The sequence below is a fragment of the Oxynema mangrovii CENA135 genome, assembly GCF_016632315.1.
Classification (GTDB): domain Bacteria; phylum Cyanobacteriota; class Cyanobacteriia; order Cyanobacteriales; family Laspinemataceae; genus Oxynema; species Oxynema aestuarii.
In genome coordinates, this window is record NZ_JAEOXH010000003.1 from 637,906 (window position 1) to 661,146 (window position 23,241).

At 51.8% G+C, this 23,241-nt stretch carries 14 protein-coding genes, 1 tRNA gene and 1 pseudogene; 6 read left to right on the plus strand and 10 right to left on the minus strand.

What is annotated here, in order from left to right; genetic code table 11:
• Window positions 1–86: 86 nt before the first annotated feature.
• Entirely contained in the window at window positions 87–1,385 is a 1,299-nt protein-coding gene (locus JJD41_RS22310; protein ID WP_459543074.1) for an IS110 family transposase, read from the plus strand.
• A 199-nt stretch (window positions 1,386–1,584) separates the two neighbouring features.
• Here the strand turns inward: JJD41_RS22310 and ftsH2 are convergent, their stop codons facing one another.
• The 4 genes and pseudogenes from ftsH2 to JJD41_RS22325 all read right to left on the minus strand — a co-directional run bounded on the left by ftsH2 (window position 1,585) and on the right by JJD41_RS22325 (window position 6,078).
• Window positions 1,585–3,471, minus strand: a complete 1,887-nt coding sequence (ftsH2, locus tag JJD41_RS22315) for an ATP-dependent zinc metalloprotease FtsH2 (RefSeq protein ID WP_168567939.1) — start codon at window positions 3,469–3,471, stop codon at window positions 1,585–1,587.
• 535 nt (window positions 3,472–4,006) lie between these two features.
• A complete protein-coding gene (locus JJD41_RS25110; RefSeq protein WP_370583939.1) occupies window positions 4,007–4,306 on the minus strand; it encodes a CAAD domain-containing protein in 300 nt (99 codons plus the stop codon).
• 165 nt (window positions 4,307–4,471) lie between these two features.
• A pseudogene (gene gltX / locus JJD41_RS22320) lies at window positions 4,472–5,902 on the minus strand (glutamate--tRNA ligase); the annotation flags it as partial.
• A 102-nt stretch (window positions 5,903–6,004) separates the two neighbouring features.
• Window positions 6,005–6,078 (minus strand) — tRNA-Asp (locus JJD41_RS22325).
• A 305-nt stretch (window positions 6,079–6,383) separates the two neighbouring features.
• On the opposite strand from JJD41_RS22325, the gene mutS reads away from it, so the two are divergent.
• From mutS to JJD41_RS22345, 4 genes are all read left to right on the plus strand, one after another.
• Window positions 6,384–9,032, plus strand: coding sequence for a DNA mismatch repair protein MutS (gene mutS, locus JJD41_RS22330; protein ID WP_200669705.1), 2,649 nt, complete (start codon window positions 6,384–6,386; stop codon window positions 9,030–9,032).
• An 81-nt stretch (window positions 9,033–9,113) separates the two neighbouring features.
• Complete coding sequence (locus JJD41_RS22335) at window positions 9,114–10,535, plus strand: sodium/glutamate symporter (RefSeq protein ID WP_200669706.1); 1,422 nt, start codon at window positions 9,114–9,116, stop codon at window positions 10,533–10,535.
• Window positions 10,536–10,891: 356 nt separating this feature from the next.
• Entirely contained in the window at window positions 10,892–11,542 is a 651-nt protein-coding gene (locus JJD41_RS22340; RefSeq protein ID WP_200669707.1) for a Crp/Fnr family transcriptional regulator, read from the plus strand.
• A gap of 244 nt (window positions 11,543–11,786) precedes the next feature.
• The gene (locus JJD41_RS22345) at window positions 11,787–12,281 is read left to right on the plus strand and encodes a DUF1810 domain-containing protein (protein WP_234489061.1); all 495 of its coding nucleotides are present in this window, start codon (window positions 11,787–11,789) and stop codon (window positions 12,279–12,281) included.
• 24 nt (window positions 12,282–12,305) lie between these two features.
• On the opposite strand, the gene JJD41_RS22350 is transcribed toward JJD41_RS22345, so the two are convergent.
• The 5 genes from JJD41_RS22350 to JJD41_RS25850 form a co-directional block, all read right to left on the minus strand.
• Window positions 12,306–12,938, minus strand: a complete 633-nt coding sequence (locus JJD41_RS22350; protein ID WP_200669710.1) for an HAD-IB family phosphatase — start codon at window positions 12,936–12,938, stop codon at window positions 12,306–12,308.
• A gap of 84 nt (window positions 12,939–13,022) precedes the next feature.
• Window positions 13,023–13,151, minus strand: a complete 129-nt coding sequence (locus tag JJD41_RS25840) for a CpcT/CpeT family chromophore lyase (RefSeq protein WP_200669712.1) — start codon at window positions 13,149–13,151, stop codon at window positions 13,023–13,025.
• A 4-nt stretch (window positions 13,152–13,155) separates the two neighbouring features.
• The gene (locus JJD41_RS25845; RefSeq protein ID WP_370583927.1) at window positions 13,156–13,356 is read right to left on the minus strand and encodes a transposase; all 201 of its coding nucleotides are present in this window, start codon (window positions 13,354–13,356) and stop codon (window positions 13,156–13,158) included.
• Window positions 13,265–13,564 (minus strand): hypothetical protein, encoded by a 300-nt coding sequence (locus JJD41_RS25125; RefSeq protein ID WP_234489063.1) that lies wholly within the window; start codon window positions 13,562–13,564, stop codon window positions 13,265–13,267. Before JJD41_RS25125 ends, JJD41_RS25845 begins: the two co-directional genes overlap by 92 nt.
• A gap of 340 nt (window positions 13,565–13,904) precedes the next feature.
• Window positions 13,905–13,982: a helix-turn-helix domain-containing protein gene (locus JJD41_RS25850; protein ID WP_370583941.1), complete on the minus strand. Its 78-nt coding sequence runs from the start codon at window positions 13,980–13,982 to the stop codon at window positions 13,905–13,907.
• Between the two features lie 147 nt (window positions 13,983–14,129).
• Between JJD41_RS25850 and JJD41_RS22365 the strand changes: the two genes are divergently transcribed.
• The gene (locus tag JJD41_RS22365) at window positions 14,130–16,298 is read left to right on the plus strand and encodes an adenylate/guanylate cyclase domain-containing protein (protein WP_200669714.1); all 2,169 of its coding nucleotides are present in this window, start codon (window positions 14,130–14,132) and stop codon (window positions 16,296–16,298) included.
• 17 nt (window positions 16,299–16,315) lie between these two features.
• Here JJD41_RS22365 and JJD41_RS22370 read toward each other — a convergent pair whose 3' ends face one another.
• Window positions 16,316–22,150, minus strand: a complete 5,835-nt coding sequence (locus tag JJD41_RS22370; protein ID WP_200669716.1) for a PAS domain S-box protein — start codon at window positions 22,148–22,150, stop codon at window positions 16,316–16,318.
• Window positions 22,151–23,241 lie beyond the last annotated feature (1,091 nt).

Below are 23,241 nucleotides of genomic sequence, written 5' to 3' on the forward strand. Positions count from 1 at the left end.
GCCAAGCATCACTATTATGACCACATCTGGTTTGATCGAGTTCGCTCCATTGTTTGTAAACCTGGTCATACTGTCAATTAGAAAAGATGTGTCAGGCAGTCAGCTTCCGAATATCTCCCAGAGACTTTTACGAGTCTGAGCAGTTCGACCGATTTCACCTATGTCTCGATATGGACATGGATGCAGTAGAACGTATCGCCGAAATGGCTCCCGATATCGTCGTTCTCGAACCCACCGGAAGTTACTCAACTTTTCTGGTGGAGTCGCTCGAACATCGCGCCATACCTTACGTTTTCTGTAATCAGACTCTAGTCAGGCAAACTCGAAAATCGTTTGCAGGCACTGACAACAAAGACGACCCCTTCGACGCCGTCCTGATGGCGTGGCTTTATCGGGAGCGGTATCTTCGCACCTTCGATCGCCGATTTTGGTTAAAGGCTCGTCATCCTAAGATTAAGGATTTGCGATCGCTCATGCTCGACATTAAGAGCACGACCAAAAAATCTACGGCTATCACGAACTCACTCAAACAACGATTTGCTAGGGGGGAGTGGATCGAGAAGAGCAAGGTCCAGACTGCCTCTAATCGATCTCTCCATCCCGATCGATTGCCTGCATTCTGGGCATGGTTGTGTGGGTGGACCAAGAACGGATCCTGGGAGCTGAGTAAGAGTTACCACACTCGTTTTGGAAACCAATACCATCGAGCCCTAGAGAAAGGCGAAGCGACCGAGATCTCTCAAGAAACAAAGGACTTAGCTCGATGCTTGTGTCTCCTCGAACTAACAGAAACACGTCTTGCTATTGCCGCTCAAGAGATCCTTTATTCTCCCATTTTCGAGCCTTATAACCGTGTATTTTCTCGGTTCGAGTTTGGCGATCGTGAGCGTGCGTGGTTGTTGGTGCGGATCTATCCTTTTGAGGACTTCCTAGGCGAGGACGGACGGGCAATTGTCGATTACACCCAATCAGTCACCCGCCCCGGACAGAAGCACAAGACCGCCAAACCTCGCAGCAAGCGTCGATTCAAACAAGCGCTAGGCGTCGGGCGGACTGAGGGGCGATCGGGGACTAGTGTTCGATCCGGCAGCAAAATGAAAGGGTCTGCGGAAGCGCGATCGACGCTCTGGCTCTACCTCAACAATAACTTCGAGAAAAGGCTTAATAGCGACGGCAGCTGCAGGAGGGGCGCAAGATGCAAGTCTACTCAAGTCAGGGAGCGCATTTTGGAGCAATTCCTCAAGCGCGCTTTCGTCGAACGTGACGGGCGACTTGAGAAGAAGAGCGGGGATGCCCTTAGAGCAGCTAGAAACGGGACGTCAAGGAAGATAGCCGAGATCCTATTTTCAGAGCTTCTCAAGGAATTAGGATCCCAGTCCTACTGATAATGAGTTGCCCCCCTTTCTCTTTGAGATGGGGGGGTTATTTTTTTTCAAAATTGAGGTACTGTAGGGAAAAGCGCACTCGTAAGCCTTCCCCCTCTCATCAAAAACCCCCCTTCAGATCGATGAGGGGGGTTTGGGGCGATCGCCCCTCGGAAGCACCGACGCACGGGGCGATCGCGTCACTCAATCAGATGACAACTTATAACTGAGGGACGTACTGTTCTTTTTCCGGAACCTCAGTATATTCCGCCACGATTTGGCGGAACTCTTCGCCGTCGATCGATTCTTTCTCGATTAACAGATCCACCAGACGATCCATCACCATGCGGTTTTCGCCGATCAGGCGGCGGGTTTCCTCATAGCAATGTTCGACGATCGATCGCACTTGAGCGTCGATGCGCGCGGCAATTTCTTCGGAATATTCCGATCGCGTCATCAAATCGCGACCGAGGAAGACTTCCCCTTGTTGGGTTTCCAAAGAAAGCGGACCGAGATCGGACATCCCGAAGCGGGTCACCATCTGACGGGCCATTCCGGTGACTTGTTGCAAATCATTTCCGGCGCCCGTGGTCACTTCCGCATCGCCGAAGATCACCTCTTCCGCGACCCGACCGCCTAAAGCGCCCATAATCCGCGCCATTAGTTGCGATTTCGAGACCAAGCTTTGATCTTCGCTGGGGGTAAACCAGGTCAAGCCTTGGGCTTGTCCGCGCGGGATTAAGGTCACCTTCTGTACCGGGTCGTGGTCTTTGACCAACGTTCCGACGATCGCGTGACCGACTTCGTGATAGGCGATCAAGCGTTTGCTCTTGCTATCGACTAACGGCGTTCCTTCCATTCCCGCGATCACGCGATCGATCGCGTCGTCGATTTCGTGCATGGTCATCGCTTCTTTGCGACGACGGGCGGTTAAAATGGCGGCTTCGTTGAGCAAGTTCGCCAAATCAGCTCCGGTAAAGCCGGGAGTCCGGCGGGCGATCGCCTCTAAGGAGATTTCGTCGGCGAGCTTTTTATTGCGCGCGTGGACGTTGAGAATTTCCAGGCGTCCTTTAATATCGGGAGCATCGACGCCGACTTGGCGATCGAAACGACCGGGACGCAATAAAGCTTGGTCGAGAACGTCGGGACGGTTGGTAGCGGCGATGATGATAATGCCCGTATTGCCTTCAAAGCCGTCCATTTCCGTGAGCAACTGGTTGAGAGTTTGCTCGCGTTCGTCATTTCCGCCGCCGATTCCGGCGCCGCGTTGGCGACCGACCGCATCGATTTCATCGATAAAGATGATGCAAGGGGCGTTTTCCTTGGCTTTTTTGAACAAGTCGCGCACGCGGGACGCACCGACGCCGACGAACATTTCCACGAATTCCGAGCCGGAAATGCTGAAGAAGGGGACTCCCGCTTCTCCGGCGATCGCCTTCGCCAGCAAGGTTTTACCCGTTCCCGGAGGGCCGACGAGCAGAACGCCTTTGGGAATGCGGGCGCCCACGGCGGTGAAGCGTTCCGGTTTTTTGAGGAAGGTAACGACTTCTTGCAGTTCTTCTTTCGCTTCTTCGATTCCGGCGACGTCGTCGAACATGACGCCAGTTTTGGCTTCCATTTGAAAGCGGGCTTTCGACTTGCCGAAGTTCATGGCTTGGCCCGGACCGCCGGGAACGTTACTCGATCGCCGGAACAGGAAGAATAACCCGGCAATCAGCAACAGGGGAAAGAGGAGATTGCCCAAGATTCCCCAGATGGCGCCGTCGTTACGCGGCGGGTGGGAATCAAAGCTGATGTTGGATGCTCGCAAGCGGGTGATTAATTCGGGGGCGTTTCCGGGTAAGTCTACTCGCAAGCGTTGGGGTCGGTTGTCGAGTTCGGGATCGACCGCTTCGACGATCGCCGTGCGGCCCCCTTCGTACAGATCGACGCTTTCGACTCGTCCGGCATCGAGATATTCTAAGAAGCGCCCGTAACTCATGCGGGTACTGGCGGCGTTATTGCCCGCATCGATTCCCGTCGGCGCGAAAACTGCTTGCCAGACGAAAAAGCCGATCGCCAAGGCGGGTAATGACCACAGTACGAGTATTCTCCAAGAAAATTTCATAAGCAATAGGGTTTAGACGGTTGGGACAAGAAAGTCAAGTCAATAGATAGGATGCAGGAATAAGAAAAAGCTGCTGATCTATAGGGATTTGGGTAGGGATGCGATCGCGGTTCCCCGGGAGGGTTCCGGCGAGTTGACACTCGCAGCGACAGGGCCAGATCGTCAATCTCTATCATAATCTTAACTAAATTTAACGTAACGAGGGCGATCGGAGCAACTTTCGCCCCGGAAAGCGCGCGGGGTGGGGCGATCGCCCGGGCTAAGGATCCATGTAAAAATGGACGCCCGGGTGGTGCGTCCATCATCGAGAAAGATTAAAATTTAGAAATTCGGCTCGATCGCCCCGGAACGGGCTGGGTAACGCTTAGAAACACAGGTGTAGAGAGCGTTGGTTGCGCGATCGCAACCCTCGACGAGCGTGTGAGGAAACAGCAACACGATCGAGGGGGTTTCTCAAGCGCCCGCGATCGGGTCGAATTCGACTCGATCGAGTCTCATCCAGGTGCAAGTCGCCCGTTTGGCTCCCGTAAAAACCTCAGTTTTTGGGAGATTTGTCGCCAGCGACTTGTTGTTTGAGTTGTTCGAGTTGGCTCGATAACTCGCTGCGCGTGGACGCGCTGAGTAAATAACGATAGACAAACCAAATGGAATAACTCAAACCCACGATCTCAAAGGTCGGCTGTACTAAAGGAATGCCGTTGAGGACATCGAGTACCGCCACTAACACTCTGAGGGAGACCAAAATCGCTAAAATTAACCCGACGGTAACGAGCGGTTTTTGATAGTCTTTGACAAAAGCAGTCACGTATTCGGGGAGATCGGACAAAATTGTCACGATTTGGTTTTTAATCCCGTCGAGTTGACTAGTCGTAGCATCGGGGGTGACAGAAGCCGAAGTCGCTCCACCGGGAGGGGAAGCCGAAGTATCGGTCTGGGTGTCTTTCGGTTGTTCGGTTGAAGGATTTCCAGTCAAGGCACTAGCCTCTTCTACATGAACCTTTAGGACTTTTTCCAGGCGGGTTCGATCGAGACCGCGCTGGTGGAGAAGTACCCACGATTGTATCAGGTCGGGTCCGTGTACATCTCCGGTTAACGCTGCCCGCAGCGATCGCATTACCAACCCTTTTTTGACTTTTTGGGCTTTCGTGACCTCTTTAATGAGATCTTGGGCCCGTTCTTCGGTCAGGGTCTGCTGACTCGATCCGCCATCGAGGATGGCTTCCAGAACAGCCGTAGCGCCTTCGCGTTCGAGCTGCTCGCTCCCTGCTTCCGTCATTTCCACGTCGCTGACGAAAAAGGTGCGGCTCATTTCGATCGCGTCGGTCAGTCGCGTCAAACTCGGACCGACTAAGGCGGTTAACGCTTCCAACCATGGGCGCTGGGCCGTGGCGTCGAAGGTGTAGCCCGCTTTTTGCCAGAAGGGAATCAGCGCGTCGGTCAACTGGTCTACAGGCATTCGGTGGATGTACTGACTGTTGAGCCAGTCGAGCTTATCCCAATCGAATTTAGCTCCGGCTTTGTTGACGCGATCGAAACTAAACTTGCTCGCCGCTTCCGCCAAGGTAAACATTTCTTGGTTGTCCGGCGGCGACCACCCCAGCAGCGTCATGTAATTGACTAACGCTTCGGCGGTAAACCCCATTTCTTTAAAATCGGAAATGGAGGTGACTCCATCGCGTTTCGACAGCTTTTGACCTGATTGATTCAAGATCAAAGGGGTATGGGCAAATTCCGGAATATCTGCCTCAAATGCTTCGTAAAGTAAGATCTGTTTCGCCGTATTGGCGATGTGATCTTCGCCGCGAATGACGTGGGTAATCCGCAGGTCGATGTCATCGACGACGACCGCTAAGTTATAAAGGGGCTGTCCGATCTCTTGCGAACTCGACGCGCGCGCCACGACCATATCCCCGCCGAGGTCGCTCCCTTTCCAGACCATGCGACCGCGCACGAGATCGTTCCAGATAATTTCGCGATCGTCGTCGATTTTAAAGCGAATCACTGCGGTGCGGCCTTCCGCTTCAAAGGTTTCGATCTGTTCGGGGGTTAAGTCCCGGTGGCGGTTGTCGTAACGGGGTGCTTGACCTTTGGCTTTCTGCTGCGATCGCATCTCGTCGAGTTCTTCCGGCGTGCAGTAACAGCGATACGCCAAACCCCGATCTAACAAAGTTTGCACCATCTGGCGATAGAGGTCGAGGCGCTTCGACTGAAACACCGGACCCGCATCCCAGGTTAGCCCCAACCATTCGAGACCTTCTAAAATATTGTCCGTAAACTCGGGTCGCGATCGCTCTAGATCTGTATCTTCGACCCGTAAAATGAACTGGCCGTCCTGGTTTTTGGCAAACAACCAGTTAAAAACAGCCGTTCTGGCCGTTCCTATATGTAAGTTCCCAGTCGGACTGGGTGCTATCCGAACTCTAACGGTCACGGAAGATTCTCTCTCTGCTTAAGCTTGACACCAACATCGTAGATCTTAGAGTCCGAACTGGAACCTAAAATCTACGATTCTTAGAGTTTGAGAACTTGAGAACGGGACTGACGGGATTCGAACCCGCAACTTCCGCCGTGACAGGGCGGTGCTCTGACCAGTTGAACTACAGTCCCTCGCGGTCGCGCCGTGCGCCTTTGCGCTTGGCCTTAATCATACTGACTCAGTTTCCCGGATTTGTCAACCTTTTTGGTAAAAAATTTTTTTCGTGCCGATTTTGGCAGGGTTTCGGCGAGTTTTTTCTAAAAATGGAGATTCAAATTTTTATGTCTCAAAATTGATTCAAATCTCTCTAAAATAAGAACTTCAAGCTATTGATATTACGAAAAAGTGTAGTTCTTCAAACTTAAAATCTTTGGGGTGGAGTCCGAGGGGTTTTAAGATAAAGTTTGGAAAAGACCGACCCTCAAGCCGTTTTCTTATGAGTGCATATTCCTCCGCATCTACCCCGAGCGATGCTGCTCCCTTGCGAACGAACCTCGCAGAAATTCGCAACGCCGATTATCGAGAGATCGACCGGGAACAGCTTTCGGAGATGTATCGGCATTACGTAGAGGTCAAAGACCGCTATCCTCACGCCATTTTGCTCTATCGGGTCGGCGATTTCTTTGAAACCTTCTTTCAAGACGCGATTACTGTGGCGCGGGAACTCGAACTGGTGCTGACGAGCAAACAAGGGGGAAAAATCGGGCGGGTTCCGATGACCGGAGTGCCGCATCATGCCTTAGACCGCTATGCCATGCAATTAATGGAGAAAGGGTACGCGATCGCCGTTTGCGATCAAGTCGAAGATGCGGCGGAAGCCAAAGGCTTAGTCCGTCGGGAAGTCACCCGGGTGATCACCCCCGGAACCTTGCTCGAAGAAGAGATGTTGCCCTCCCGACGCAATAACTTTTTAGCGGCGGTGGTCGTCGCCAAACATCACTGGGGACTGGCCTATACCGACATTTCTACCGGGGAATTTTTCACCACCCAAGCGCAAGGCATCGAACACCTCGCCCAAGAATTAGACCGACTGCAACCTTCTGAAGTCCTGATTCCGACGAACGCGCCGGACTTGACCGGAACCTTGCTCAGACCGGGGGAAGGGTCGCCCCATTTACCCGAAGGGTTGCCCCCCTCATTTTGTTATTCCTTGCGATCGAATACAGTATTTTTAAGCTCGGAGGCGCGATCGCGCATTCTGATCCAATTCAACCTGCGATCGCTCGAAGGCTTGGGTTGCGAACACTTACCCCTCGCCGTGCGCGCTGCGGGAGGTTTGCTCGAATATCTCGAAGATACCCAAAAAGAAAATTCGATTCCCCTCCAACCCGTTCGCACCTATACGATTAGCGACTTTTTAACCATCGACCGCCAAACCCGCTCCAACTTGGAAATCGTGCAGACCGTTCGCGACGGGACGTTTCACGGTTCCCTACTCTGGGCCTTGGATAAAACGGTCACCGCCATGGGAAGCCGAACCCTGCGGCGGTGGTTGCTGCAACCGCTCTTACAACGCAAAGGGATCGAAGCGCGTCAAGACACCATTCAAGAGTTAGTCGAGAATGTAACCTTGCGCGAGAGTCTCCAACAGCAATTACGGCAAATTTACGACCTCGAACGGCTCACGGGTCGCGCCGGGTCCGGGACCGCCAACGCTCGCGATTTAGTCTCCCTGGCGGATTCGTTGGGACAACTGCCGCAATTGGCGCAACTGGGGGCGCAAGGTCGTTCCCGCTATTTAAAAGCGGTGGAAACGGTCAATCCGGATTTAGAACAACTCGGACGACAGTTACGCCAGTATTTAGTCGAAAATCCACCCCTACATTTAACGGAAGGGGGCTTAATTCGTTCGGGGGTGGATACGGTACTCGACGAAATGAAGGCGCAAGTCGAGGCGGACCAGCAGTGGATTGCCAATTTGGAAGTGACGGAACGGGAACGCACGGGGATTGCTAATTTAAAGGTCGGTTATAACAAGACTTTTGGTTATTACATCAGCATCGCGCGCTCGAAAAGCGATCGCGCGCCGGAAGATTACGTCCGTCGTCAAACATTAACGAACGAGGAGCGTTACATCACGCCGGAGTTGAAAGAGCGCGAATCGCGGATTTTAACGGCTCGCGACGACCTCAACCGCCGGGAATACGAACTTTTTGCCGGATTGCGATCGCGGGTGGCCAATTTTGCCGAACCGATTCGCAAAGTCGCCCGCGCCGTCGCCGCGCTTGACGTGTTGTGTGGGTTGGCGAAAATTGCGAGCGAACGCAATTACTGCCGTCCGCAAATGGTGGACGGACGGGAAATCGCGATCGTGGACGGACGCCATCCAGTGGTTGAAGTGTCGATTAACGAGGGTTTTTTCGTTCCCAATTCGACGCGCTTGGGACGGTCGGAAAGCTCGCCGAGTCCGGATTTAATCATTCTCACCGGACCGAATGCCAGTGGCAAAAGTTGTTATTTGCGCCAGGTCGGCTTGATTCAATTGATGGCGCAGACGGGGAGTTTCGTCCCGGCAACTTCGGCGCGGTTGGGGATTTGCGATCGCATTTTTACGCGCGTCGGTGCGGTAGACGATTTAGCCACGGGTCAATCGACGTTTATGGTCGAAATGAATGAAACGGCGAATATTCTCAATCACGCGACCTCAAAATCCCTCGTTCTTTTAGATGAAATCGGACGCGGGACGGCCACGTTTGACGGACTTTCGATCGCCTGGTCCGTTGCGGAATATTTAGCCACGGAGATTCAAGCGCGCACGATTTTCGCCACCCACTATCACGAACTCAACGAACTGGCGTCCCTCCTTTCTAATGTGGCAAACTATCAAGTAACGGTTAAAGAATTACCCGATCGCATTATCTTTTTACATCAAGTTCAGCCGGGCGGCGCGGACCGTTCTTATGGCATCGAAGCGGGCCGTCTGGCGGGATTGCCGGATGTGGTGATTCGACGAGCGCGCCAGGTGATGGGACAGATTGAAAAACACAGTAAAATAGCGGTCGGATTGCGGAAGGGAGCGCGTCATTTAGATAAGCAAACCGTGGAATCGGAACCTGTGGAACAGTTGGATTTGTTGGATTTTTAAATGGGTTTGAATCGGGGGTCTCAAGCTCAGCTCTAGATTAACCAGCTATATTAACCAGATAGTTAGGGGGCGATCGCGATCGTGTTTGAATTAGTCGATGCTTTTTTTGCCTTTATCGTGCTCGGAATTTTAATCGCGATCGCGCGCTTTATCCGACAGCATATCGGGATTTTGCGATCGTTATTCATTCCGAGTTCGATCGTGGCGGGGGTGTTAGCTTTGTTATGCGGGCCGCAAGTACTCGGGGCGATCGTTCCCGTCGAGTCTCCCCTCGCTCAAGGCTTATTTCCCGAAACGATGCGCCAAGTTTGGAGCCAATCTCCAGGAATTTTTATTAATGTCGTGTTCGCCACCCTTTTTCTCGGCGAAGCGATTCCCAGTCCCCGGGAAATTTGGCGAAAAGCATCCCCTCAAGTCGCTTTCGGTCAAACCCTTGCTTGGGGTCAATATGTAGTTGGCTTATTACTGACTTTGTTAATTTTAACGCCGCTATTGGGTCTCGATCCGATCGCCGGAGCGCTGATCGAAATTGCCTTTGAAGGAGGACACGGAACGGCTGCGGGAATGGCCGCTACTTTCGATCGGTTAGGCTTTCCTGAAGGGGCGGAGTTAGCATTAGGATTGGCGACGGTCGGCATCGTTTCCGGGATCGTTTCCGGGACGATTTTATCGGCGTGGGGACGGAAGAAAGGCCATATCGCCGTCTCTTCGACGGCGCAATCGTCGGGGTCGGACGGGGAAACGGCGCACGATCCTACCTCGGAAATACGGGCGGCAAGAGCGCGATTGATGAGAGATATGCTCATCGATCCGCTCTCGTTAAATTTGGGATTTGTGGCGATCGCGATCGCGATCGGTTGGCTGCTATTACAAGGATTAATTTCTTTAGAAGCCGTCACCTGGGGTCGAGGTGGCACAGAGATTATGACCTACGTTCCCCTGTTTCCAATGGCCCTCGTCGGCGGCTTAATTTTTCAATTAATCATGGTGCGTTTGGGTCGCAGTTTGTTGGTCGATCCGGACTTAATGAAACGCATTGCCGGGGTTGCTTTAGACGTGACGATCGCTACCGCACTCGCTTCAATTTCGCTCCAAGTTTTGGGCGAAAATTTTCTCGCTTTTCTCATTCTCTCAATTGCCGGGATCGTCTGGAATATTTGGGCGTTTCTGTTTCTCGGTCCGCGTCTTTTGCCGTCCTATTGGTTCGAGCGAGGCATCGGCGATGTGGGTCAATCGATGGGAGTGACGGCGACTGGAATTGTGTTATTGAGAATGGTGGATCCGCAAAATCGTTCCGGTGCGTTTGAAAGTTTCGCTTACAAACAACTGTTTTTCGAGCCGATTGTCGGTGGGGGGTTATTTACGGCTGCCGCTCCTGCTTTAATTGTCGAACTCGGTTCGGTGAAAGTGTTAATATTGACGGGGGCTTTACTGGCATTTTGGATTATTTTTGGACTGTATAATTTCCGCCAAATTTCTCGCAAAAGTCAAAAAGGGTTCTAGAGCGATCGGGGAAAAATAGAAGCGTTGAAAATATGGGGGCGATCGCGGGGCGAGAGAGAAGGTCTGCAATTGGGCGATCGCCAAAGCACCAGCGAATTTGAATCGGTTTTTCTCGCGTTTGTTCGATCGCGTGGAGTAGGGCGAATCCCCGTCCATCTCCCTTAAAAAAAGGGAACTTCACGATGCGATTCGTACCCCATGGGGTTGACCATTGCAATATCGGTTTTACAAGTGTATTAACGAATTAACGAAAGTTTAGTGTGGGGGTAATCAAAACATTACCTGGGCTTTACCTTAACCGGGTAGCCTGAAACCCAAAGGTTTGTAACCAGTGTTCTTGACTGGTCGAGACAAATATGCCCCCAACATTAAAAGCTGTCCTCGAAACAGAACGGCGCCATCCCAGAGAAGAACGCCGACTGCATTTTTACGCCAAAGGAGAGACCATCCCCGTTTTAGCACAAGGGGTTTGGCAAGTCGGTCAGGGTTTAGTGCAACTGAGCACCCTTTATCCGACAGGCGAAGAAGGTTTACTCGGTTGGGTCGGCCCGTCAATGTGTTTTAGCTTGTGGTTGAGTTGTTTGGAAACTTATCAAGCTAAAGCCCTTTCCGATGTTTATTTAATGTGGTTTTCGGTGGCAGAAGTCGAATCCTCTCCCAGACTGGCTCAAGAAATGTTACCCCAACTCGCCCGCCGTTTGCGCCAAGTGGAAGCGATGTTGGCGATCGCGGGTCAGCGACGAGTGGAAGATCGCTTGCATCAATTGTTATTGCTGTTAAAACAGGAAATGGGGCAACCTGTCTCACAAGGAACCCGCTTGCTGGTTCGTTTAACGCACCAAGATATCGCCAGCGCGATCGGTACGAGTCGAGTCACGGTCACGCGCATGTTAGGTAAGTTGCGTAAAGAAGGGGCGATCGACCTCGATGCCAAACGCCATTTGATTATCCGAGATACTCAATCATCTCACTTAAGAAATGGATCGGTTTTACGTCACGGCTTTTAGTTTTTCTGTTGTAGAAAGCCCTTTTCATCCCGCCGATGGAAAGGGTCGATTCCTGTTTCAGAATCGTTAAAGTAGGCTGACTTATACTTATTTGCGGATCTTGGGTAGGGACATGGCATTGCCGTGTCCTACGTTTCGATCGCTTGATTTGTGGTCAACAAAGGTATAGGTATAATGAGAGCGGCGATCGCCGCCCGGGCTTCGCCACCATCCATGGCAGTCGATCGCGAAATCCGATATACTCATGCTCAGTGAGCAGCGTAAGCGGATAGAGGGGAGCGAAACGCAGATGCAAGACGATCCGTATAACTTAAAGCGGTTCCTCGACGCGCAAGCCATAAGCTACGAGCGAGCTTTAGGCGAACTGAAAGCGGGACGGAAGCGATCGCATTGGATGTGGTACATTTTCCCGCAATATCGAGGCTTGGGCTTGAGTTTTACGTCCAGATGCTACGCCATCCACAGCCTCGCCGAAGCGAGAGCCTATTTAGCTCATCCGGTGTTGGGCGATCGCTTGCGGGAATGCACGACAACAGTGTTGCAAATTGCACGGCGATCGGCTCGTGAGATCTTCGGGTCTCCGGACGACTTGAAATTTCGATCTTGTGCGACCTTATTCGCAGTGGCATCCCCCGCCGATGGGGTGTTCGTGCAAGCCTTAGAGCGATTTTATGACGGGGAGCGCGATCCGAAGACTTTGGAGTTGTTGGCATTGGACGGAGAACAAGAATATAATTGAATGTTTTATATAAAAGCAGGAACTTTATATTTCCCATAACTGCTGCAGCCGATCGCGGATGTCAAAAAAGTCATTCCAGGGGAAATAAGCGCGATCGCGGGCTTCTAAATACTCCGCGAGTCGTTCTCTGGCAAAGACAATCGGGGCGTGAAGGGCCATATTCAAATCGGTGACGGAATCGCCGATCGCCACCGCTTGTTCCGGGGCATAATGTTCGATCGCCTTGACCTTGGCGACCAACTCGGTTCCCCCTTCAAACTGAGAAAAAACCCGCAAATATTCCCCCCTCGTGTCCGCTTCGACGGCGTGGATGGCGAGGACCCGCGATCGCAAATCCCCCAGAACCGTTTCGACCATGCCGCGCAATCCGCCGGAAACCACAACAATAGGGACGTTGCGGGCGTCGAGAAAGTCGAGAAACTCCACAAAACCCGATCGCCTCGGTTCCGGACGGATGAAGTCGAGAATTTCCCCATAGCGCCGCGAGGGAATCGATTCGAGGGTCTGACGGATGCCGTCGCGCAAGCTCAAGCGCAAAGCGTAGATCTCCGGGAGCAAATCGCGAGCGCATTCTGGGGCGAACTCGCGCATCATCTTCACAAATGTATCTTGTGTGGTAATCGTACCGTCAAAGTCACAGAAAACGATTCTTTTCATAAATTCAAACAGATAATCTCACTTTTGGGTCGCCGTATCGGCAATTTTGCGAAAGCGATCCGGTTTTTTATCCGCTCCCCATAACTACTTTCCTGCCGCATCGAAACCCCGATCCCAGGTTTCCATCCCGTCGCCATTGAGGACGACGCTGTTGGTGATGCGAACTGCCCCTTTGTAGTTAGTCGGACAGTCCGTGGCGGGGGTTTCGCCCACGTACTCATCGGCTTGTCAGTTTGTGCAGGCAGTCACTCCGAGTATTTTTAATTTGTTCGTGAATTTTGGCAACTTTACGACGTGCTTTTTCTCGATTGCGAGAACCCTTCATCTTACGAGAGAGGGCCTTCTGGGCGCGTCTCAGGCAACCCCCCCAACTCCCCTTGGTAAGGGCGGTTGGGGGGATTTTCCGCCTTTTCGCCATCGGAAGTGATGGCGAGATGGGCGATTCCCACATCGACGCCGACACTTTTATCGGACTGGGGAAGCGGTTTGATGGTATCGTCATCTACCAAGATGGAGATGTGCCAACGTCCCGAGGGATCGAGTCGTACCGTGACGGTAGAGGGTTCTGCACCCTTGGGGAGTTGACCACTCCATCGGATGTCGAGGGCTTCTTTGCTTTTCGCCAAATACAGAGAACCGTCTCGCCATCCCCCCAAACCCCCCTTGGTAAGGGGGCTGAGGGGGATTCGGCACTGCCACCGTTCCGTTTGTTTTTAAAATGGGGATACTTGGCTCTTCCGGCGAAAAAGTTGGAATATCCCTTTTCGAGGTGGCGCAATTCTTGTTGTAGGGGAACCGCAGAGACTTCTGCGAGAAACTGCAACGTCTCTTCTTGCTCCCATTGCGTCAACATCTTCGAGGTTTCGCGATATCCTACCTTTTCCTGTCGCTCTTTCCATGGATGAGATCTCGCTTCCATATCCCCCCTTCGCCCCCCTTCCCAAGGGAGGTTGGGGGATGTGGCACTCAGCCGAGGGTTCGGCGCAAGAGGGACTCTTGCTCGGGAGTCGGATAGAAGCAATATCGGAACGCTCTAAGTGTCATTTTGGCAGTTTAATCCTCTGTACCCATTTTACGGTCAAGCCGCCCTAGAAGGGCGGGGTTTTGAACCCAAAATTTTCGATCGTTCCACTGTCAGATTTATCTGTTAAAGTCTGTCCCATCGATCGCAGCGATCGGAGAATTTTTAAAATGCCCAAACTGAAAGTCACCGTGCGCTTTAGCATCGTTTCCCTTTCGACGGTATTAGTTATCCTGTCCTCGGGAACGATTCTCTCCATCTCTTATCTCGGTACGAAGCGCTCCATTCACTCTTTAGGCGAATCGTTGATGCGGGAAATATCCGCTCATGTCGTCGAGAAAACCCTTCATTATTTAAATGCTGCTTTTGTCACGTCTAAAATTAGCAGTCGCTTGAGCGAAAGGCAACTGGTGCAACTCGACAATACCGAAACCCTGGTCGAATATTTTAAAAGCCAAATGCTGGCCAACGAACAGTTTTTAATGTTCAATTACGGCAAACCGTCCGGTGATTTTATCATGCTCAAACGGATGCCGGACAATACCTATAGCATTAAAACAGTCACCCGCCAGGGCGATCGCGCCATCACCCAATGGCAACACGAAAATCCGAGCGCTTGGGCGGAAATTTATAGCAACGAGATCGAACCGAGTAATTTAGCTTACGACCCGAGAAAACGTCCCTGGTACGAAGGGGCGATCGCCAAACGTGGCTTTATTTGGACGGATGTTTATATCTTCTATTCCGACCGACAGCCGGGAATTTCTGGAGGGATGCCGATTTACGATCGCGCCGGAAATTTACAGGGAGTTTTTTCAATCGATATCAGTTTGGCAAACCTGTCTTACTTTCTCAACGAGCTCGAAATTGGCAAGCGGGGCAAAGGCTTTATTTTCAATCAAAACGGTCAAATTGTCGCCCTTCCGATCGCCCCGGGAGAAGAGCTTAAAGATATCGTCGTTACTTCTAATTTAGACGACGATCGCGATCCTGAAAACTATCAATTTTTAGCAGTAGAACGCGCCAGCGATCGCGCGATCGCCGCTTCTTTTAAAACCTTTCAAGAACAAGTCAAACTCGGTCATTTCCAGGGTCTCGACGAACAAGCCGCTTATTTCCCTTTTCAAGTTCATGGCAATCCTTATTTAGCGATGTATTCGCGCTTTCCCGAAGCTAGTGGCTTGAATTGGTCGATCGGAATCGTCGTTCCCGAACGGGATTTTATGGAAAGTGTAGATCGCTACAATCGCATTGCGATCGCGGTATCTTATAGCGTTATGGCTTTGGCGATCGCCTTCGGGGTCTTACTGGCGAATACAATTTCTCAGCCTTTATCGTTGCTGGCGAAAGAAACAGAAAAAATCAAAGAATTTAAACTCGATACCCACAAACGAGTGAAATCTTTTTTAATTGAAGTTGAAGACATGGCCGAATCTTTTGAAAATATGGTCAAAGGATTGCGATCGTTTAAAAAATACGTCCCGGCGAGTCTGGTTCGCGAATTGATCTCTCGGGAAGAAGAAGCCTGTCTGGGAGGAGAACAGCGAGAAATTACGATTTATTTTTCCGATATTGCTGATTTTACGGCGATCGCGGAAAACCTCAGACCGGAAGAATTGGTCGAAAGTTTAGGGGAATATATCAGCGAAATGAGCAAGGTCATCCATCGCTATCAAGGAACGGTGGATAAATATATTGGCGATGCGATTATGGCATTTTGGGGCGCGCCCTTGCGCTTGGAAAATCACGCCCTTTTAGCCTGTCAGGCGGCGTTAGCCACCCAGAGAACGCTCGATGAATTATCTTTAAAATGGCAAAGTTCGGGGAAAACGGTGTTTCGCGATCGCATCGGGATTTCGACGGGAGAAGCGATCGTCGGCAATATGGGAACCGAACACCGTCTCAATTATACGGCGATCGGGGATAGTGTCAATTTGGCGAGTCGCTTGGAAGGGTTAAATAAATACTACGGTACCGATATTTTAATTAGCGAATCGACTTACCAACAAGCGCGAGATTATATCGAGGTTCGCCTGTTAGATTTTGTCGCCGTCAAGGGCAAAACTAAACCCGTCGCAGTTTACGAATTAATTGATGAAAAAAATAATATTAGTCCTCTGGTACGAGAGTTTATTCAACTCTTCGATCGCGGGGTGAATTGCTACCGAGACCGCCAATGGCAAAAGGCGATCGCCTGCTTTCAAAATGCCTTAAAAATCAAAGCGGACGATCGCGCCTGCGAAGTATTTATTAAACGCTGTTATTTATATCAAAAAAATCCGCCTCCGGACAATTGGCAGGGGGTATTTGTCTGGCGACCGATGGCGACTTCGCGCTGAACGACCCGGGAACGGCCCTAAGTCGGCGCCGGAGAATCGGGCAGGGTAAAGTAAAAAATTGACCCTTCTCCCGGTTCTGACTCGACCCAGACGCGACCGCCATGACGTTCGACGATCTTTTTGCAAATTGCCAGCCCGATACCCGTTCCCGGATATTCTTCCCGGGTATGGAGGCGTTGAAAGATCGTGAAAATGCGATCGTGGTGTTTGGGATCGATCCCGATCCCGTTGTCGCGGATCGAAAAGACCCAGGTGCGGTCCTGACGGTGGGCCGAGACGTGAACCGCAGGCGATCGCTCCCCTCGATATTTAATCGCATTGGAGATTAAATTTTGCAACAGGCGGGCGAGTTGCTTGGCGTCGCCGACGATCGCGGGTAAGGGGTCGTGGGTAATGGCGGCGTGATTTTTGTGGATGCTGACGTGCAAATTGGCGATCGCCTGTTGTAAGATCTCCTCACTTTCGATCGACTCGAACTCTTGACCGCGCGTGCCGACTCGGGAATAATCGAGCAGGTCTTCGATGAGCTGTTGCATTCGATCGCTGCCGTCGGTGATGTAATTGATGTATTTCTCCGCTTTGGCGTCGAGGCGATCGCCGTAACGCTTCGCCAACAATTTCGTATAACTGCTGACGATTCGCAACGGTTCTTGGAGGTCGTGAGAGGCGATATAGGCGAACTGTTCCAACTCTGCATTCGATCGCGCCAACTCCGCCGCATGATGGGCGAGTTCTTCCTGAATCCGCTTGCGATCGCCGATATCCGTATGGATGCCGACCAAACCGACGATCGCCCCCGCCTCATTTTTAATCGGGTAGGCGCGCAACAGGATATCTAACAAGTGTCCGTGGCGATCGTGCATCTGCACCTCGCCGCGCCAGTTGTCCCCGCCTCGGATCGTCTCGAACACCTCGCGGGCCACCTCGCGATCGCTGTAAATGCTCGTCGGACCGCCCGCTTCCGCCACTTGTTCCACGGTATAGCCGAATAAATCGATAAACGTGGAATTGTGATATAGAGCGACCCCTTGGGGGTTACACATCCCCACCGCATCGCTGGAGGTTTCGATCGCCTTCGACAGAAAGATCGCCCGTTCCTCCGCCTGTTTGCGATCGGTAATGTCGATCCACGACCCGATAATTTCTAACGGATGCCCCTCGTCGTCGCAGACGAGTTGGAGGCGATCGTAAAGCCAGCGATAGCTTCCATCCTTGTGTTGAAAGCGGTATTCGTGGATGTGAGAGCCGACCTCGAATAAGCGGGGAAGCGCCGCCTCGATGCAGTTGCGATCGTCCGGATGGACGCGATCGTGCCAAAAGTTCGACATGCCGACAATTTCTTCGACCTGATAACCCAGATAGGTCTGGATATTAGGACTGACAAAGCCGATCTGATAGGGTGCAGACGCTTTGTAGCTATAAATCATCGCCGGACTGGCGGTGAGTAAATGTTCCAAACGCGCCCGCGCCACCTGTACCGATTGGTTGGCCTGGGTTAACGAGGTGATATCTCGCGCTAAACCGAGGATGTAGTCTAAAGCGCCATCGGGAGAAAACTCCGGCACCAGGTGGGACTGATAGACGCGCTTGCCTTCCGGGGTCGGGAATTCATATTGGACGGTTCGTTCTTCCCCAGTCTCGAACACTTCGTGCATCGTTTTCTCCCACACCTGACAGAGATCCTCGGGCATTCCCAAATCGCGGTTAGATTTACCGATAAAGCCGCTTGCAGCTAAGCCCGTGGCTTTGGTAATCGCCGGATTGACGTAAACGTGGCGCAGTTCTCGGTCGATGCGGGCGATGATGTCCGGGGTGTTGTCAGCGAGGGTGCGATATTCTTGCTCTCGGCGTTGCAGTTCTTGCATGGCGCGTTTGCGATCGCCGATATCGGTAAAGGCGATCGCCACCCCGTATTTTTCGAGAGGAATCGGCGCTGCAGTGACATTGAGCCAGGCAATCTCGCCGTCGGGTCTGATTAAACCCATTTCCACATTGGCGACCAATCGCCCTTCGTTCAAGGCCCGTACCGAGGCATATTCTTCGGGAGGCATCGGCGTTCCGTCCGGGCGAATCATCTGCCAGTGGTAATCGTCGATCGCCCGTTGTAAAGACTCCCGTTCGGCGATTCCTAAAATCCGGGCCATCGCCGGATTGGCATCGACGATCTGGCCGTTGGGGTCGGAAATCGCCAATCCGATCGGGAAAATTTCAAATAGAACCCGATATTTTTCCTGACTTTCTCGCAATTGTTCTTCGACTTGCTTGCGATCGCTCGTATCGCGCGCCACTCCATAAATTAAGCCCTCTTCGACGATCGCGAACGCCGACCACGACAGCCATCGATACGACCCATCTTTATCCCGGTAGCGGTTTTCAAAGCCCGCCACTCGTTGGCCTTGTTTTAACCGATTCAATTGTTCGGCAGTGGCGCGGCGATCGTCGGGATGGACGATATCGAAAATGGACAGGGACAGAAATTCATCCGGGGTGTAGCCGAGAACTTCCATGACGGCAGGATTGACTCGCCTAAAGCGAGTGTCAAATCCCAAAACGACCATCGTATCGAGAGATAAGTTGAAAAAGCGATCGCGTTCGGCGGCGACGTGCTTGCGTTCGGTGACATCCCGGGCGATCGTGTAAATCAAGCCCTCTTCGACCACGGGAACTGCGGTCCAATTGAGCCATTTGTAGGAACCATTTTTGCAAAGATAGCGATTTTCCGACCCTATAGACAACTCACCCCTTTTGAGTTTTTCGAGCTCTACCTCCGTAGAGCTTAAGTCGTCGGGGTGAATTAAATCCAATCCGGTTAACGCGACAAATTCTTCGGGACTGTAGCCGAGGATCTTTTCCACGGCGGGATTGACCCGGTGAAAGGCCATCTCGAAATCGGCGATCGCGATCAGATCTAAAGAAATCTCGAACAGGCGATCGCGTTCTCGTCGCGCTTGTTTGCTTTCGGTAATATCGATCGCCATCCCTAAAATTTGCCTGGGGGTGCCGTCGGGATTGCGGCTAAAGACGGTATCGCGCGATCGCAACGTCCGCCACTGTCCGTCTGCATGTTGCATCCGCACTTCCCATTCGAGAACCTCCGCATTTTTCACCCTCTGCCATTCTTGCAAGCGTTCGCCATACTTGAGCGCATCTTCGGGATGTAACAGTTGTAAAGGCCAACCCCTTTCTAAGACTTGCTTTTCAATCTCCGGTCGCCCCAGCATTTCCGACAGTTTATGATTGATATAGATCGTGCGTTCTTCGACCAAGTCGTACACGTAAATCACCGTCGGGGCCGTTTCGGCAATTTTTCGGATAAATTTTTGACTCTCGTGAAGGGACTGTTCGGCGAAAACGCGATCGGTAATGTCGCGTCCGACGCCCTGCAGTTCGACCAGTTGCCCGTTTTCGTCGAAAAAGGCGCGATTGTTCCACTGCATCCAGCGTATTTCCCCTTCACCCACGATTAACCGTTGTTCGATCGTGACCGTTGACATCTCGGGAGACAGAGAACGCAGACCCTCTAAGACGGCTTGGCGATCTTCCGGGACGATTAAGGGGATAAAGCTTTTGCCGAGCATTTCTTCTTTCGTACAGCCGAAATAGCGACAGCACGCTTCGTTGACAAAGGTCAGGGTAATATCGGGACTAAAGCGGGTAATTAATTCGGTTTGATCTTCGACGATCGCCCGATACCGGGCTTCGCTGCGCGCTAACGCCACCTGCGATCGCACTCGTTCGGTAATATCGCGCACGAACAAGAAAAATAACTGCTCTTCGGCTAATTCCACAAAGCTGATACTCGCTTCCACGGCAATTTCCGATCCGTTCGCGTGGCGGTATTGAGTCTCCCAGCGAACCGAATTGAATTGGGAAGCGCCTTCGAGATAGGTGACCCCGTCGCCATCCCCCGCACTTGTTTCCAAATCCCACAAGCTCATCTGTAGCAGTTGCGATCGCTCGTAACCCGTCATCGCGCAAAATGCCGGATTGACTTCGCGAATTTGTCCGTTCGGGGCGATCGCCAAAAAGCCATCGAGGGTGGAATGCAACAACAGTTGACTCCACTGCATCTGTTGGCGCAAGGCGAGTTCCGCCTGTTTGCGGTTGGAGACATCGCGCACCATCGTCAACAACTGCTCGTTTTCCACGGGGGTGACGCGCACTTCGTAATGACGGATGCGACCGTCTTGCCACAGATCGGTTTCAAACCATTGGACGGTTTGAGTTTGCCAACAACGCTGCAAGTTCTCCTCGATGCGGTTGGCGAACCCCTCCGGTAACACCTCGTGGATGTTGCGCCCTAAAAATTCTTCCGGCGGAACCAGGGGGTAAACCTCCCGTCCGGGGATGAAATCTAAAAAATTGCCGTCGAGATCGACATGAAACAACATGTCCGGAATCGCCGCCAGTAAAGCCCGTTGCTTCGCTTCGCTGGCGGATAAGGCCCGTTCGGTGGCTTTGGTTTCGCTGATATCGAGATCGGCCCCGTCAAAGACCACGTCGCCATTGTCTTCGCGGTAGACTCGGGCGATTCCGCGCACCCATTTTTCCGTCCCGTCGCGCGATACCATCCGCCATTCGCGGTCTAGAGGGGTCAGGGTTTGACAGCAATGGTCTAGGGTATCGAGGAGGGAGGGGAGATCGTCGCGATGAACGCATTCGAGGAACAGATCGGGATTGTTGCCGATTTCTGCCGCCGTGATGCCGATAAATTCGCAAACTCCCGCACTGATATAGGGGAGGGAATGAGTCCCGTCCGCGTGGACGATATAGCGAAAGACGATCCCCGGTAGGTTGGCGGCGATCGAACTCAAGCGCCGTTCGCTGTCGCGCAGGGCTTTTTCGACCTGACGGCGGCGGAGAATTTCGGTTTTGAGTCGCTGGTTGGCGACTTGCAACGAGTCGATTAAGGCTGTATTTTGGGCGGTACGCTCGCTGACTCGTTGTTCTAGATGTTGTTGATATTGATTTAATTCACTTTGAATTTGTTTGTATTCGGTAATGTCGCGGCAGGTATAGAGTAAGGTTCCGCCGTCGATCGCCACTCGTTTGACTGAAATGAGGATATGGTGGTGGCGGTTGTCGCGATCGCGGATTTCCCATTCGAGGTTGTCGAGTTCGGCCCCGACCGGGCGATCGTAAAAATGACAGTCCGCCAAATATTGGAGAAAGCCAGGGCCGAGGAGTTGGCTGACATTTGCGAGTTGGCGGATTTCGGGGAGAGAATAGCCGAATAAATGGGTGAGATTCGGGCAAATATAGGTAAATGCCCCGCTATGGTCGCAGATAAAAACGGGTTCGGTTATATTGCTGAGAATCAGCTCGTGTAAGTCCATTGAAATCGTTTTTGAAGGCGTAGGGCAGGGGGAAGGCGGGGAATGAGTCGGCAACAGGCAACAGGCGATCGCCTGCGGTCCGGCGCGGTCGAGGGTCTCATTTAGGGCAATTTTGCGGGCGATCGCGCGAATAGGGGATATTGTCGCATCGCCGTGGCGCACTTTTCCCTGCCAATAGCCCTGAGATTGGCGCTGATGCCTAAAATCGTCTAGCATCGTCTCGAAGCTCCCGCGATCTTCTTCATGGAGCCACTGCAAGAGCGAAGCGCCCAGAAGCTCTTCCCTGGAGTACCCCCAAATTTGTTCCCCGGCGCCGTCGAGGGTGAGAACGTTTCCGGTCAGGTCTAAAACAAGATATATACTCTCTTTGGCTTCGCGAACGCGCGATCGCTCCCATGCGTCATAAACTTGTTGCAAGGCTTGGTTTAAATGGTGGCATTTGGCTTCGCATTCGACTAGCCGTTCTCGGTGCGATTCGGACTCTGATTTGCTCGAAAGGAAATTCCAGTTTTCCATTGAATCCTCTCAGTTTTTTCAAAAATTGACCTGTTGGTAAAATCAAGGCCGCTTTTAGGCTTCGATCCAGGTCTAAACGAATAAAAAGTAGGGTTTTAAACGATCCGATCGATCTGGGTGTCAGAATGAAAACGAGCGATTGAAAATCTAGCGGCAATTTATTCGCTCGCCGCTTAAAGCTGAAATCGGGGGGAATATTCGGCGATCGCCGACCCAAGTTTTGCCCTTTAGATAGAGAGGCTGAGCCGAACACGAATCGTAGCTACTAAGTCTATTGTACCTAAAATCATTTGAGCTCAATTCACCGATCCGTCAATCTCTCTGAAAACTTTAAAATTTTAAAGATTGGGGGAGCGTATACCCGAATCGATCGCGTGGCGATCGCGGAGTTATTACTTGACGATCGCGGTCGGAGTTCCCGACTCGGGGGAGATTCGGGGGAGGAGTATCCGGTTAAATTCTTCTTGTGAAAAAGGGGAATAGAAAAGTGGAAATATGGTCGCTCGTCGATTGTTTTTTCGGTGTTTTGCGTGGTTTTAAGTAAGTAACGTGAATCCAATCCGTATTTTTACCGGGGCGATCGCTCAGAAAATAATTGCATTAGTTGAAAAATCAGATTTGTAGTTTTTACTTTATGAAAAAAATATATTAATCGCGACCAATAAAGTGCTAAATGTGCGCTTGAGTGACGCGATCGCCCCACTTTACTTTAAATATAAATCAATCTCGCTCGACTCGGACGAAAAATCCTCGCTCGACGACCTCAAAAGCGCGGCGAAACCCGAGTTTACTTTATGGAATGACAAGTTACCATAAATTTTTACTTTGGAATCGTCAGCCGCCGCCAATCACTAACGTTTTGATAACGAGCTACTTTGGAAGCGACGAGAGACTACAAAATAGACGACAAACCGATCGCGATCTGGATCGAAAAGCGGGGTAAACTGTAATCATCCAATCGTCGCTCAATCCAGAAGATGTTGTCTTCTCCTCCTTAAAATAATTGCTTGTTGCTATTGGCTGTTGCCTGTTTTTCTTTTCTGAAACGATCGCCTCGACTGTGGCGAACGCCCTTTAAAGAACCAGCGTTT